Source organism: Brachybacterium sp. AG952, from assembly GCF_004362645.1.
GTDB classification, from domain to species: Bacteria; Actinomycetota; Actinomycetes; order Actinomycetales; family Dermabacteraceae; genus Brachybacterium; species Brachybacterium conglomeratum.
The window spans coordinates 195,411-209,530 of the sequence record NZ_SNXV01000006.1; the positions used below are offsets into that span (position 1 = coordinate 195,411).

Here is a 14,120-nt window from a genome sequence, read left to right on the forward strand (position 1 = left end):
ATGTCCCACACCACGGAGAGCACCGACCGTCCCGTCCCGGTGATGCCGCTGGGCGAGCACGAGCTCGGCGCGACGGCGACCGGCAGCCACCACGAGCCCCATGCGGTCCTCGGCGCCCACGAGTACGAGGGCGGCGTCACGGTGCGCACCCTCAAGCCCTTCGCGAGCGAGGTCGCGGTGCTCCTGCCCGACGGCTCCGCCCACGCGATGGAGCACGAGCACGACGGGATCTGGACCGTCGCCCTGCCGCTCGCGGAGGTCCCCTCCTACCGGATCCGGGTCACCTGGTCCGCCGGGGAGAACTGGGTCGACCTCGAGGAGCCCTACCGCTTCCTGCCCACGATCGGCGAGCTCGACCTGCACCTGATCCGGGAGGGCCGCCACGAGGAGCTGTGGCGGGCGCTCGGCGCGCACGTGCGCACCGTGGACGGGGTGGAGGGCACCTCCTTCGCCGTCTGGGCGCCGAACGCCCGGGCCGTCCAGGTGATCGGCTCCTTCACCAGCTGGGACGGTCGCCTGCACTCGATGCGCTCGCTGGGCACCTCCGGCGTCTGGGAGCTGTTCGTGCCCGGGGTCGGGGCGGGCGAGGTCTACAAGTTCCGGATCCTCGGGGCCGACGGCACCTGGCGCGAGAAGGCCGACCCGATGGCGCGCGCGGCCGAGGTGCCGCCCGCGACCGGCTCCGTGATCACCGTCAGCGACTTCGAGTGGACCGACGACCACTGGCTCGCCGAGCGCGCCTCCGCCGAGGCGGTCTCCTCCCGCATGTCGATCTACGAGGTGCACCTGGCCAGCTGGCGGCCGGGCCTGGGCTACCGGGAGCTCGCCGAGGAGCTCACCGCATACGTCGCCGAGATGGGCTTCACCCACGTCGAGTTCATGCCGGTCGCCGAGCACCCCTTCGGCGGGTCCTGGGGCTACCAGGTCACCGGCTACTACGCGCCCACCTCCCGGCTCGGCTCCCCCGACGAGCTGCGCCACCTCATCGACACCCTCCACGGCGCCGGCATCGGCGTGATCATGGACTGGGTGCCGGCCCACTTCCCCAAGGACGAGTGGGCGCTGGGCCGCTTCGACGGCACCCCGCTGTACGAGCACGCCGATCCCCGCCGCGGCGAGCACCCGGACTGGGGCACGTACATCTTCGACACCGGCCGCCACGAGGTGCGCAACTTCCTGGTCGCCAACGCCTGCTACTGGCTCGAGGAGTTCCACGTCGACGGGCTGCGGGTCGACGCGGTCGCCTCGATGCTCTATCTCGACTACTCGCGCGAGGACGGCCAGTGGGTGCCCAACCGCCACGGCGGCCGCGAGGACCTCGAGAACATCGCCTTCCTGCAGGAGACCACCGCGACCGCGTACAAGCGCGCGCCCGGCATCGTGATGATCGCGGAGGAGTCCACATCCTTCCCGGGCGTCACCCGCCCCACCGAGACCGGCGGCCTCGGATTCGGGTTCAAGTGGAACATGGGCTGGATGCACGACACCCTGCAGTACCTGGGCCAGGACCCGATCAACCGCCAGTACCACCACGGCGAGCTGACCTTCTCGATGGTCTACCAGTACTCGGAGAACTTCATCCTGCCGCTGAGCCATGACGAGGTCGTGCACGGCAAGGGCTCGCTGCTGCGCAAGGCGCCGGGCGACGACTGGCAGCAGGCCGCGACGCTGCGCTCCTATCTCACCTTCCAGTGGACGCATCCGGGCAAGCAGCTGGTGTTCATGGGGATCGAGTTCGCCCAGGGCACCGAGTGGTCCGAGCAGGCCGGGCTGCCGTGGTGGCTGCTGGAGTACCCGCTGCACCGCGGGGCGCAGCAGCTCGTGCGCGACCTCAACGCGGTCCAGGCCGAGTTCCCGGCGCTCTACCAGCGGGACCAGGACCCGGGCGGCTTCGAGTGGCTGATCGGCGACGACGCGCAGCACAACGTGCTCTCCTTCGTCCGACGCGACGAGGCCGGCGATCCCGTGGTCGTGGTCGTGAACTTCTCCCCCGAGCCGTGGCACGAGCACCGCATCCCGCTGCCCGAGGGCGGGGACTGGCTCGAGGTGCTGAACTCCGACGCCCCGGTCTACGGCGGCAGCGGGGTCGGGAACCTGGGACGGGTCCACGCCGAGCCGCTCCCCCAGCACGGGCGCGACCACTCGGTGCGCCTCTCGGTGCCGCCGCTCGGCGCCGTGATCCTCGCCCCCGCCCGCCTGCGCGAGGGCTGAGCACGAGGGCCGCGGCCCGCCCCAGGGCTGCCGCAACGCCATGTGCCGCTGTGCTCCACGAGTGGAGCACAGCGGCTCATGACGTGCAGCGCAGGGCGGCGCCCGGCGCGGCTCAGTACAGGAGGTTCGCGAGGCGCTTGCGGGCCGGGGCCACGCGGGGGTCATCGGCCCCGGCGACCTCGAACAGCTCCAGCAGGCGCGTGCGCACCGCGTCCTTGGTCTCCTGGTCCGCGCCGCGCAGCTGGTCCAGCAGGCGGGTGAAGGCATCCTCGACGTGGCCGCCGAGCATGTCGAGATCCGCCACCAGCAGCTGGGCGTCGAGATCGGCGGGGGCGTCGGCCGCGGCCTGACGGGCGGCGGCGAGATCCGCGCCCTGGGTGCGACGCATCAGCTCGACCGTGGCGAGGCCCGCCTTCGCCTCGCCGTCGGCGGGGCTCTCCTGGAGCTGCTTGCGATAAGCGGCGACGGCGGCATCGAGATCGCCCCGCTCGATCGCCTCGTAGGCCTCGGCCAGCAGCGGCGGCAGCGGCTCCTCGGGAGCGGCGGCCTGCTCGGCCTCGCCGCCCGGCAGCTCCATCCCCTGCTGACGGGCGACGTCGACGACCTGGTTCAGCAGGCCGTCGATCTCCGCCTCGGGCAGCACGGAGTCGACGATCGGCTGCAGCTGGCCCTGCAGCAGGAGCAGCAGCGTGGGCAGCTGCTGGACCCGCAGCGCGGCGGCGACCCGCTGCTGGGTGTCGGCGTCGACGACGGCCAGGCGCAGCGCGCCGCCCTTCGCGTCGACGCCGCGGCGCAGTGCGGCGAGATAGGTCGGGCCCTCGGGGACCCGGCCGCTGGTGACCAGCAGGAGGGTCGGGACCTGCTGCGAGTCGGCGATAAGCTGCTCGAGGCCCTGCTCGGTGACGGCGACCTCGTGCGCGGAGGGCTCCCCCGCGTCGGTCGCCCCGGCGCCGCCGGCGGGCTGCTTGAGCGCGGCGAGATCGATGATGCCGTACGGATCAGACACGGAGGTACTCCTTCGACGGGTGCGTGACCGTCCCAGTCTAGGGAGTGGCTCCCGGGAGCGGACCCGGGGCCGGCGGGACCGGACGCGGATCACGGCCCGACCGACAGCCCGATCTCCCGACCGACCGCCGCCCGCGGCCGACGAGCCGCGGGCGCGGTCACCGCCGGCGGGTCACTCCCCGCTGGCGGCGAGCGCGGTCTGGGTCGCGCCGATCGGCTGGACCTGTCCCCCGGCGTCGGCCGAGGGGATGTACAGCGCCACGTGGGTGCCGAACTCGCGCACGTACTGCTTGGTGAACTCGCGCGAGCCGATCACCTTGGTGTACTTGTTGTCCTCCGCGTAGCGCATGGTCGCGCCGTCCTTGATCGCGACCTTGCGCGAGGACATCAGCGTCGCCATCACGATCGCGCCGCCGTCCTCGGTGCGCAGGCCCGCGAGCTCGCCGTCCCGCACGGAGTAGGTCTCACGGATGGTGCCGGCCTCGTCCCACTCCACGCCCTTGTTCAGCTCCTTGCGCTCGGCCTGGATGCGCTCGTGCGTGCCGGTCTGGAAGGGGTTCGCGGCGAGCTTGTCGTCGGGGTCCGCGGCGTCGCCGTCGGTGAGCACCTTCGCGTAGAGGTCGAGCGCCTGCGCCGGGGTCATGACCAGGCCCTCGGCATCGGCGGTGAGCGCCTCGGAGCCGACCACGGCGTTGGGGACGGTGGGCATGTCCACGCCGACCGCCTGCTGGGCCCAGCCCCAGGCGGTGTAGCCGGACTTCGCGTCCTTCTGCTGCATCGCCAGGAAGTACGGCACGCCGTCCTGCACGGAGTCCTCGACCAGCGCGATCGCGACGCGCGGGAACTCGGCGCTGACCGAGCTCATGGGCACGATCGTCCCGGCGCCGGGGACCTTGAGGTCCTCGGCCCACTCGGGGGCCTTCTCGATCAGGCCGTAGACGGCCTTGCGGAACTCCGCGGCGGAGCCGGACACGCGCGGGGCGAGCTTCGCGGCGTCCTTCGCCTCGTCGGCCGCGACCACGGCGGCGTTGACCTCGGGCACGATCTCCTCGATCTGCTCGGTGGTCTGCACGGGTGTGGGCTCGGCGAGCTGCTTGCCGGTGGGCGGTGCGGGCGGTGCGGAGGGCTCGGAGCCGCAGGCGGCGAGCATACCGGTGGCGAGCACGCCACCGGCTCCGAGCAGGAGGCCACGGCGGCCGACGGGTCGAGTGCTCATCACGGTGTCCTTCCGCGCGGTGCCGCGCAGCGTCTGGGGGGTCATCGTCGCTCCTGGTCCGCGTCGCCGGAGGGGTCCGCGTCCGGGGAGCCGCCGTTGGAGGGGGCGTCGGAGGCGGTGCCGTCGGAGCCGGCGTCGGAGGCGGTGCCGTCGGCGCCGGTCCCCGCGTCGTCGGCCCGGTCGCCGAAGGACCACACGCTCTGCTCGCCGACCTCGCGGGCGCCGGGGGCGTCCAGGGGGTCCTCGGCGCGCGGGGCGTCGGAGCCGTCCCGGTCCTCGGACAGACCGCCTGCCGCGGCCCCGGCCGCGGCGCCGCCCGTGGCGAGCGACGTGCGCGCCTCGCTCGAGCGCGCCTCCTGGGGCTCCTCGAGCAGCTCGTCCTCGTCCTCGTCGCCGCGGCGGCCGATCGAGACGACCAGGAGCACCAGGCCGATCACGGCGATCGCGGCGCCGCCGGCGTAGGCGTAGGGCACCCACTCGTTCTCCTCGTCCACCGGCCAGGTGATCGAGATCTTGTCGGCGCCGGCGGCGGTGCCGTCCGTGACGATCAGCAGGGAGCGGTAGACCTGCTCGTTCTCGCCGTTCTCCGCGGCCCAGAACTCGGCGATGTCCAGGGTGTAGGGGCTGGCGGAGGTGTCCACGGAGCGCCAGAGGTCCGAGCCGGTCGGGTCGGAGATCTCCGCGGCGCCGTCGGGCTCGACGTCCTCGGTGCTCAGCGTGCTCCAGTCGGAGGCGCCGGTGACGCGGGTGTGGTGGACGCCCTCGAGATAGGCGTCGATGTCGCTGTTCGAGGCGGTGATCACGGAGACGTCGGAGGCGCCCTCGATCACGACCTCCCCCTCCTCGCCGCCCACGTAGAGCACGCCCGGGTCGATCACGACGGCGGGACCCGGATCCTCCAGGGTCGCCGTGGCGGTGGTCTCGGTCTCGGGGGCCCAGGTGGTCTCGCCCAGACGGCCGAGCACGAGTCCGATCAGTCCAATCAGGACCAGCAGGACGGCCAGGAGTCGTTGCACGGTGGATTGCTCCTTCGATGGGGGCCGTCAGGGCCCCGGACACGGGACCGCTCCACGATACGAGCACGGCGCGCCGGCGACCAGGCCCCCGTGAGCATGGGCACCCGGGGTGAAGCACCTCTCACACCCCTCTCATCGCCCTCTCATCGGCGCCGGGCCGCTCCCCCGCCGCGGCTCCCGGCGCGCCCCGCCGGGTCGGCAGAGGCCCGCCGCAGGTGTCGTACCCTGTCGGGGTGCGTCTCGTCGTTGCCCGCTGCTCCGTCGACTACACCGGTCGACTCACCGCCCACCTGCCGCTCGCTCCCCGGCTCCTGATCGTCAAGGCCGATGGCAGCGTGCTCGTGCACTCCGACGGCGGCAGCTACAAACCCCTGAACTGGATGAGCCCGCCCTGCACGCTCACCACCTCGCGCCGAGACGACGCCGAGGCGGAGTCCGATCCCGAGGGCGACTGGATCGAGCAGTGGGACGTGGTCCACGACAAGTCCGGCGATCGCCTCCGGGTGCGGCTGCACGAGGTGCTCGAGGACTCCTCCCACGAGCTCGGCGTCGATCCCGGACTGCAGAAGGACGGCGTAGAGGCGCATCTGCAGGCGCTCCTCGCCGAGAACATCGAGACGCTCGGCGACGGCTGGTCGCTGGTGCGCCGCGAGTACTTCACCGCGATCGGCCCCGTGGACATCCTCGCCCGCGACGAGAACGGCGGCACCGTCGCGATCGAGATCAAGCGCCGCGGCGAGATCGACGGCGTCGAGCAGCTCACCCGCTATCTCGAGCTGCTGAACCGCGACCCGCTGCTCGCCCCCGTGCGCGGCATCTTCGCCGCCCAGGCCATCAAGCCGCAGGCGAAGGTGCTGGCCGGCGACCGCGGCATCGACTGCGTCACCCTCGACTACGACGCCCTGCGCGGCATCGACGACGCGGAGTCGCGCCTGTTCTGAGCCCCGTCCCCTCCGTCCCACCCCGGGAGTGCGCATGCCCACCGACGTGCCCGTGCCGACCGACCTCTCCGCGCCGACCGCGGACCTCGCCCTGCGCGGCACCGCCGTGCTCGAGCAGGGGCTGGTCCCCGACGCCCTGGTGCTCTGCGCCGGGGAGCGGATCCTCTGGGCCGGCCCCGCCGCGCACGCGCCCGCAGGGCTCCTGCCCGAGGACGACCGCGTGCTCGAGCACGACGGGCTGATCCTGCCGGGGCTGGTGGACCTGCACTGCCACGGCGGCGGCGGCGCCTCCTTCCCCGACTCCGAGGGCGCCGAGGAGATGCTCGCCGCGGTCCTCGAGCACCGCCGGCACGGCACCACCTCCCTCGTCGCCTCCCTCGTCACCGCCGACGCCGCGACGCTGCGCGAGAAGGTCGCCCAGCTCGCCGGTCTCCATCGCGACGGGGAGATCGCCGCGATCCACCTCGAGGGTCCCTTCCTCTCGGAGGCCCGCCGCGGGGCGCAGAACCCCGCCCATCTCACCGACGGCGACCCGGCGCTGGTGCGCGAGCTCGCCGAGATCGCCGGCGGCGCTCTCGCGACGATGACCGTCGCCCCCGAGTCCGCCGGGGCCGACGAGGTGATCGACGTGCTCGCGGGCAGCGGCGCCGTCCCCTCGCTCGGCCACACCGACGGCGGCAGCGCGGAGATGACCCGCGCCGTCGACCGCTCGATCGCGGCGCTGCGTCGCCGCCGCGGGCGCTCCCCGCTGCCCACGGCGACCCATCTCTTCAACGGCATGCGCCCGATCCACCACCGCGACCCGGGCCCGGCCCTCGCGGCGCTCGATGCCGCCTCGCGCGGGGAGATGGTGGTCGAGGTGATCGCCGACGGCGTGCACCTGGATGCGCGCACCGTCGCGCACGTCTTCTCGATCGCCGCCGAGGACAGCGTCGTGCTGGTCACCGACGCGATGGCCGCCGCCGGGATGGCCGACGGCCGCTACCGGCTCGGCGCGCTCGACGTCACCGTCGAGGAGGGCGTCGCCACGCTCACCGAGGGCGGGGCGATCGCGGGCGGGACCGCGCACCTCGTCGAGGTGCTGCGCCTTGCCGTGCTCGAGGCGGGCGTCGAGCTGGTCGCCGCGGTCCGCGCGGCCTCGACCGTCCCTGCCCGGGTGCTGGGGCTCGAAGACGAGATCGGGTCCCTCGCCGCCGGTCGACGGGCCGATGTGCTGATGGTGGACCGGGCGCTGCGCCCGGTCACGGTGCTGCGGGGCGGCCAAGAGGTCTGAGGCCGGGCCTGCCGGGGCTCCGTCCGGCCCGGTGGTCCGGGCCCGGCGCCGCCCGAGTCCGCCCGGCCCGTCGTCGACCGCTCGGCCCCGCCGCCGACCGCTCGGCTCAGTCCGCGTCGCCGATGACGAGCCCCGTCGGCGCGGCCTCGAGCCAGGAGTTCAGCGCCGCACCCGGGACGAGGTCGACGATCGCGTGGACCTCGCGGCGGTCGCGCAGGGTGAAGGCGAGCAGGTAGGCCTCCTGGCCGCCCTCGACACGGGCCGGGAGCCGGCGCCGGTTCACCTCGACGATCTCACCGCGGCGGATCACGACCTCGGGACCGATCCGCACCGAGAACGCACGGAACCAGCGCAGGCGGTCGGTGCCGAAGCGCATCATGCCGTGCTGCCAGCGCTCACCGCCCACGATCCCCCGCCGTTGCAGCGAGCACTCGAAGGCACCCCGGGTGCGCGAGCCCAGCACCTGGCGCTGGGCGACCAGCAGCACTGCGAGCACCACCAGAACGACGAGCATCCCGACCCCCACCAGGAGGATCGGGATGCCCTTGTCGTCCATCTGCGATGCGCCGCCGCTCAGATCCGGTCGGCGTGCGGCGCCTGGGCCTCCGCATCATCGACGCCGATGGTCACGACGTCCGAGTCCACGGAGACGAAGCCGCCCGACACGAAGCGCTCGTCGACATGGCCGTCCAGGTCGTGGATCCGGATGATGCCGTCGCCGAGGATCGCGAGCGTCGGCTGCATCTGCGGCAGGATGCCCATCGAGCCGTCGATCGCGGGCACGACCACCTGCGAGGCCTGCCCGGTCCAGACGGTCCGGTCGGCGGTGACGAAGGTGACCTCGAGCGCACTCACGCGCCGAGCTCCTTGTCGATGCGGTGCTGGTTCTCCAGCACCATGTCGATGCCGCCCACGTTGAAGAAGGCCGACTCGGTGATGTGGTCGAACTCGCCGTCGCAGATGCCCTTGAAGCCCTCGATGGTGTCCTTCATGGGGACGTCCGAGCCGTCCACGCCGGTGAACTGCTTGGCGAGGTGGGTGTTCTGCGACAGGAACTGCTGGATGCGGCGTGCCCGCGAGACGATGACCTTGTCCTCCTCGGACAGCTCGTCCACGCCCAGCATCGCGATGATGTCCTGCAGCTCCTTGTTGCGCTGGAGGATCTGCTTCACGCGCACCGCGGTGTCGTAGTGGTCCTGGCCCACGTAGCGGGGGTCGAGGATCCGCGAGGTCGAGGCCAGCGGATCGATCGCCGGGTAGAGGCCGCGCGAGGCGATCTCTCGCGAGAGCTCCGTGGTGGCGTCGAGGTGGGCGAAGGTCGTCGCCGGGGCCGGGTCGGTGTAGTCGTCGGCCGGGACGTAGATCGCCTGCATCGAGGTGATCGAGTGGCCGCGGGTCGAGGTGATGCGCTCCTGGAGAACGCCCATCTCGTCGGCCAGGTTCGGCTGGTAGCCCACCGCGGAGGGCATGCGGCCCAGCAGGGTGGAGACCTCGGAGCCCGCCTGGGTGAAGCGGAAGATGTTGTCGATGAACAGCAGCACGTCCTGCGCCTGCTCGTCGCGGAAGTACTCGGCCATGGTCAGGGCCGAGAGCGCGACGCGCAGACGGGTGCCCGGCGGCTCGTCCATCTGGCCGAAGACCAGGGCGGTCTTCTCGATGACGCCGGACTCGGTCATCTCCTCGATGAGGTCCCAGCCCTCACGGGTGCGCTCGCCGACGCCCGCGAACACCGACACGCCGTCGTGGTTGTTGGCCACGCGGTAGATCATCTCCTGGATGAGCACCGTCTTGCCCACGCCCGCGCCGCCGAACAGGCCGATCTTGCCGCCCTTGACGTACGGGGTGAGCAGGTCGATCGACTTGATGCCGGTCTCGAACATCTGGGTGGCCGACTCGAGCTGGTCGAAGTTCGGTGCCTTGCGGTGGATGGGCCAGCGCTCGGAGATCTGCAGCTGATCGGCGGGCTTGTTCAGCGGGGTGCCGATCACGTCGAACACGGTGCCGAGGGTCGCATCGCCGACCGGCACCGAGATCGGGGCGCCGGTGTCGGTCACGGCCTGGCCGCGGACCACGCCGTCGGTGGGCTTCAGCGCGATGCCGCGCACCATGCCGTCGCCGAGGTGCTGGGCGGTCTCGAGGGTCAGGGTCGACGCCTCGAGGCCCGAGCCGGTGTCCTCGATCTGGATGGTCAGCGCGTTGTAGAGGTCGGGGATGTTCCCCGGGGGGAACTCGATGTCGACGACGGCGCCGGTGACGCGCGCGACGCGCCCGGAGGCGGTCGGCGCCGAGGCGACGGGGGCCTGGCTGTCAGTGGTGGTGGTCATGTGTTCTCTCCATGTCGAGCCGACGCTGGGGCGAGGTCGGCCACAATCTGTCGGCGGATGTCTCAGCGTTCGGTGCGGCCGGATCCCGAGAGCGCGTCGGCGCCGCCGACGATCTCCGTGATCTCCTGGGTGATCTCCGCCTGGCGGGCGGAGTTCGCCAGCCGGGTGAACTTGTCGATCTGCGTCTGGGCGTTGTCGGTCGCGGTCTTCATCGCACGCTGCGTGGAGGCGTGCTCGGAGGCCATCGCCTGCAGCAGGATGTTGGTGATGCGCGAGCGGATGTACCGGGGCAGCAGCTCCTCGATCACCGCGTCCGCGTCCGGCACGAACTCGTAGAGCGGGTAGGTGGGCGCGTCCTGCTCGGCGCCCGCCTCGACCAGGCCCATCGGCACCATGCGGACGGACGTGGTGCGCTGGAGGAACCGGGACTCGAAGCGGGTGCCGACCACGTACATCTCATCGAGGTGGACCTCAGGGTCCTCGGTGAGGAGGTCCTCGGTGAGCACCGAGGCGATCTCCCGCCCGAGCTCCGGGATCTCGTTCTCCTTGTACGGCGTCCACGCGCGGTGCGGGGGCCGGTTGCGGAACTGGTAGTACGACTCGCCCTTGAGGCCGACGACGTACATCACGGGGGTCTTGCCCTCGTCGCGCAGCGTGTTGGCCAGCTGCTCGGCGGCCCGGATCACGTTGTGCGAGTAGGGGCCGGTCATGCCTCGGTCCGCGGTGATCATCAGGATGCCGACGCGGCCGGTCTCGTGCCGCTCGCTGTCCAGGAACGGGTGCGAGATCTCCGTGGAGTGCGTCGCCACCGAGCCGATCGCGCGGGTGAGCGCCTCGGCGTACGGCGTGGTCGCCTCCACCCTGGCGTGCGCCTTGGCGATGCGCGAGGCCGCGACCATCTCCTTGGCCTTGAAGATCTTCTTCATCCCCTGGGCGGAGCGGATCCTCTGCTTGTATACCCTCTGCTGGGCTCCCATTGCTCTCCTCGTGCGAGATCGGTGCGTGGCCGGCGGGTGCCGCCGCCCCGTGCGGGACGGCGGCAGCTCGCATCAGCCTCGGACGATCTGCTCCTGCTCGATCTCGCCGGCGTCCAAGCGCCCGTTCTCGTCGGTGCGCGCGGCGCCCTCGCCCTTCCCTGCCAGGAAGTCCTGCTTGACCTGGTCGAGGATGCTCGAGAGCTCCTCCTCGGTCGAGGACTCGAACTTGCCGGTGGTGCGGATGGTCTCGAGCACGCCACCGTTGTGGCGCAGGTGCTCCAGCAGCTGGGCCTCGAAGTCTCGGACGTCCTCCACCTCGACGTCGTCGAACTTGCCCTTGGTGCCCGCCCAGATCGAGACGACCTGCTCCTCCATCGGGAAGGGCGAGTACTGCGACTGCTTGAGCAGCTCCATCAGGCGAGCGCCGCGGTGCAGCTGCTGCTTCGAGGCCGCGTCGAGGTCGGAGGCGAACATCGCGAAGGCCTCGAGGTCGCGGAACTGCGCGAGCGAGAGCTTCAGGGTGCCCGAGACCGCCTTCATGGCCTTCGTCTGCGCGGAGCCGCCGACGCGGGAGACCGAGATGCCGACGTCGACCGCCGGGCGCTGGTTCGCGTTGAACAGGTCCGACTGCAGGAAGCACTGGCCGTCGGTGATCGAGATGACGTTGGTCGGGATGTACGCCGAGACGTCGTTCGCCTTGGTCTCGATGATCGGCAGGCCGGTCATCGAGCCGCCGCCCATCTCGTCGCTGAGCTTGGCGCAGCGCTCGAGGAGGCGGGAGTGCAGGTAGAACACGTCGCCGGGGTACGCCTCGCGGCCCGGCGGGCGGCGCAGCAGCAGCGACACGGCGCGGTAGGCCTCGGCCTGCTTCGAGAGGTCGTCGAAGACGATCAGGACGTGCTTGCCCTCGTACATCCAGTGCTGGCCGATGGCCGAGCCGGTGTAGGGGGCGATGTACTTGAAGCCCGCGGGGTCCGAGGCGGGGGCGGCGACGATCGTGGTGTACTCCAGCGCGCCGGCCTCCTCGAGGGTGGCGCGCACGGAGGCGATGGTCGAGCCCTTCTGGCCGACGGCGACGTAGATGCAGCGGACCTGCTTCGAGGGGTCGCCGGACTCCCAGTTGGCCTTCTGGTTCAGGATCGTGTCGATGCCGATCGCGGTCTTGCCGGTCTGGCGGTCGCCGATGATCAGCTGACGCTGGCCGCGGCCGATCGGGGTCATCGCGTCGATGGCCTTCAGACCGGTCTGCATCGGCTCCTTGACGGCCTTGCGCTGCATCACGCCGGGCGCCTGCAGCTCGAGGGCGCGGCGGCCGACGGTCTCGATCTCGCCGAGGCCGTCGATCGGGGCACCGACCGGGTCCACGACGCGGCCGAGGTAGCCGTCACCGACAGGGACCGACAGCACCTGGCCGGTGCGGCGGACCTGCTGGCCCTCCTCGATGCCGCTGAACTCGCCGAGGACGACGACGCCGACCTCGCGCAGCTCGAGGTTCAGGGCGAGGCCGAGGGTGCCGTCCTCGAAGCGGACGAGCTCGTTGGCCATGACGTTCGGGAGGCCCTCGACGCGCGCGATGCCGTCGGCGGCCTCGCTGACGCGACCGATCTCCTCGCGCTCGGTGGCGCCTGCCTGGTAGGTGGACACTGCGGTGTCCAGGGCGTTCCGGATCTCCTCCGGGCTGATCGTGAGCTCCGCCATCTGGTGCTTCGCTTCCTCTCGGTCTCCCCGCGATGGGGAGTGTCTGGTCAGTGCTGGGGGACGCCGGGGCGTCGAGGGCTGGTTCAGGCCACGAGCGAGGACCGGGCCCGCGAGAGCCTGGCCAGCACGGTGGCGTCGTAGAGGTCGTCGCCGACCTGGATCCGGAGCCCGCCGACCACCTCCGGGTCGACCTGGAGGTTCAGCTGCACCTCACGGCCGTAGATGCCGGCCAGGACCGCGGAGAGGCGGGCCTGCTGCGATTCGTTCAGCGGGACGGCGCTGGCGACCTCCGCGAAGACGCGCCGGCGACGGTCCGCGGCGAACCGCGCGAACTCCTCGACACGACGGGCCGGCTTGAGCTCGCTGCGACGTCCGACCGCGCGCGCCGCGAGGATGACCGTGAGCGAGTGCACGCGGCCCTCCAGCAGCCGGCGCAGCAGCACCGCCCGACGAGCGGGCTCGTCCCGAGCTCCGTCGAGGGCCGAGGTGAGGTCCCCGCTGCCGTCGATCAGGCGGGAGACCTGGAAGAGCTCCCCCTCGATCTGCTCCAGCACTCCCTCGCGTAGGGCGAGGTCGAGGAGGGTCGAGACCCCGAGCAGCTCGAGGGCGTCGAGGATGTCCTCCTGCTCGGACCAGCGTCGCCGCACGACCTCGAGCGCGAGCTCGAGGGTCCGGGGCCCGACCCGGCCTTCGAACAGCGAGCGCACGGCGGCCTCCTTGACGGCCGCGGGGCGGCCGGCATCGGAGAGCATGCGCACCAGCTGGTTGCTGGAGTCGATGGCATCGGCCATCGAGAACAGCTCCTCGGCCTCGGTGTCCGGCACGGCGTCGGCCGCGGGGGCGGCCTCTGCCTGTCGGAGCACCTCGGCGAAGGAGGTGGAGGAGGTTCCTCGCATCACGGGTCCTTATCGGGTGGTGGTCTGGCTCGACTCGAGGTCGTCCAGGAACCGGTCGATCACACGGCGGGAGCGCTCGTCGTCGGTGAGGGACTCCCCGACGATCTTCGAGGCGAGATCGCTGGCGAGGGTTCCCACCTCGCCGCGCAGCTCCGTCGAGGCGGCTACCCGCTCGGCGCTCAGCTGCTGGCGTCCTGCGGAGAGCAGGCGCTCGTTCTCCGCCTCGGCACGGGCACGGGCCTCGTCGACGATCTTCTGGCCGTCGGCGCGCGCCTTCTCGCGGATCGCAGCGGCTTCCTGACGCGCCGCCGCGAGCTCCTGCTCCTGGTCGTTCCTGAGCTGGTCAGCCTGCTCCTGGACCTGCTCCGCATGGCGGATGCCGCCCTCGATCTTCTCGCTGCGCTCGTCGAGCACGGCGTTCATGCGCGGGAGCACGAACTTCATGAAGACGCCCGCGAAGATCAGCAGGAAGATCGCCGACCAGACGATCTCCTCCGGGAGCGGGATGAGCAGCCGCCAGCCGGGTACGGTGTCTGCTCCTTCGGCAAGAATCATCGACTCTG

Annotated in this window: 13 protein-coding genes; 3 read left to right on the forward strand and 10 right to left on the reverse strand. The window is 71.8% G+C overall.

What is annotated here, in order from left to right; translation table 11 throughout:
- A complete protein-coding gene (gene glgB, locus DEU31_RS14660) occupies window positions 1–2,211 on the forward strand; it encodes a 1,4-alpha-glucan branching protein GlgB (protein ID WP_133677669.1) in 2,211 nt (736 codons plus the stop codon).
- Between the two features lie 112 nt (window positions 2,212–2,323).
- Here glgB and DEU31_RS14665 read toward each other — a convergent pair whose 3' ends face one another.
- The 3 genes from DEU31_RS14665 to DEU31_RS14675 form a co-directional block, all read right to left on the reverse strand.
- Entirely contained in the window at window positions 2,324–3,217 is an 894-nt protein-coding gene (locus tag DEU31_RS14665) for a co-chaperone YbbN (RefSeq protein ID WP_133677670.1), read from the reverse strand.
- Between the two features lie 171 nt (window positions 3,218–3,388).
- Entirely contained in the window at window positions 3,389–4,477 is a 1,089-nt protein-coding gene (locus DEU31_RS14670; protein ID WP_133677671.1) for a hypothetical protein, read from the reverse strand.
- Window positions 4,474–5,448: a hypothetical protein gene (locus DEU31_RS14675; protein WP_133677672.1), complete on the reverse strand. Its 975-nt coding sequence runs from the start codon at window positions 5,446–5,448 to the stop codon at window positions 4,474–4,476. The genes DEU31_RS14670 and DEU31_RS14675 overlap by 4 nt, the downstream gene beginning before the upstream one ends.
- Window positions 5,449–5,681: 233 nt before the next feature.
- Between DEU31_RS14675 and nucS the strand changes: the two genes are divergently transcribed.
- On the forward strand, window positions 5,682–6,389 hold the full coding sequence (nucS, locus tag DEU31_RS14680; protein WP_062950313.1) for an endonuclease NucS: 708 nt from the start codon (window positions 5,682–5,684) through the stop codon (window positions 6,387–6,389).
- A gap of 34 nt (window positions 6,390–6,423) precedes the next feature.
- The gene (locus DEU31_RS14685; protein WP_133677673.1) at window positions 6,424–7,662 is read left to right on the forward strand and encodes an amidohydrolase family protein; all 1,239 of its coding nucleotides are present in this window, start codon (window positions 6,424–6,426) and stop codon (window positions 7,660–7,662) included.
- Between the two features lie 106 nt (window positions 7,663–7,768).
- Here the strand turns inward: DEU31_RS14685 and DEU31_RS14690 are convergent, their stop codons facing one another.
- The 7 genes from DEU31_RS14690 to DEU31_RS14720 all read right to left on the reverse strand — a co-directional run bounded on the left by DEU31_RS14690 (window position 7,769) and on the right by DEU31_RS14720 (window position 14,112).
- Window positions 7,769–8,218 carry a DUF2550 family protein gene (locus tag DEU31_RS14690; protein ID WP_133677674.1) on the reverse strand — a complete coding sequence of 150 codons (450 nt, stop codon included), beginning with the start codon at window positions 8,216–8,218 and terminating at the stop codon, window positions 7,769–7,771.
- Between the two features lie 17 nt (window positions 8,219–8,235).
- The gene (locus DEU31_RS14695) at window positions 8,236–8,517 is read right to left on the reverse strand and encodes a F0F1 ATP synthase subunit epsilon (RefSeq protein WP_133677675.1); all 282 of its coding nucleotides are present in this window, start codon (window positions 8,515–8,517) and stop codon (window positions 8,236–8,238) included.
- Window positions 8,514–9,986: a F0F1 ATP synthase subunit beta gene (gene atpD, locus DEU31_RS14700; RefSeq protein ID WP_010549592.1), complete on the reverse strand. Its 1,473-nt coding sequence runs from the start codon at window positions 9,984–9,986 to the stop codon at window positions 8,514–8,516. The genes DEU31_RS14695 and atpD overlap by 4 nt, the downstream gene beginning before the upstream one ends.
- Before the next feature lie 62 nt (window positions 9,987–10,048).
- On the reverse strand, window positions 10,049–10,963 hold the full coding sequence (locus DEU31_RS14705; protein WP_133677676.1) for a F0F1 ATP synthase subunit gamma: 915 nt from the start codon (window positions 10,961–10,963) through the stop codon (window positions 10,049–10,051).
- 72 nt (window positions 10,964–11,035) lie between these two features.
- Entirely contained in the window at window positions 11,036–12,661 is a 1,626-nt protein-coding gene (atpA, locus tag DEU31_RS14710) for a F0F1 ATP synthase subunit alpha (protein ID WP_010549594.1), read from the reverse strand.
- A gap of 83 nt (window positions 12,662–12,744) precedes the next feature.
- Window positions 12,745–13,557: a F0F1 ATP synthase subunit delta gene (locus DEU31_RS14715; RefSeq protein WP_010549595.1), complete on the reverse strand. Its 813-nt coding sequence runs from the start codon at window positions 13,555–13,557 to the stop codon at window positions 12,745–12,747.
- A 9-nt stretch (window positions 13,558–13,566) separates the two neighbouring features.
- The gene (locus tag DEU31_RS14720; RefSeq protein WP_010549596.1) at window positions 13,567–14,112 is read right to left on the reverse strand and encodes a F0F1 ATP synthase subunit B; all 546 of its coding nucleotides are present in this window, start codon (window positions 14,110–14,112) and stop codon (window positions 13,567–13,569) included.
- Window positions 14,113–14,120 lie beyond the last annotated feature (8 nt).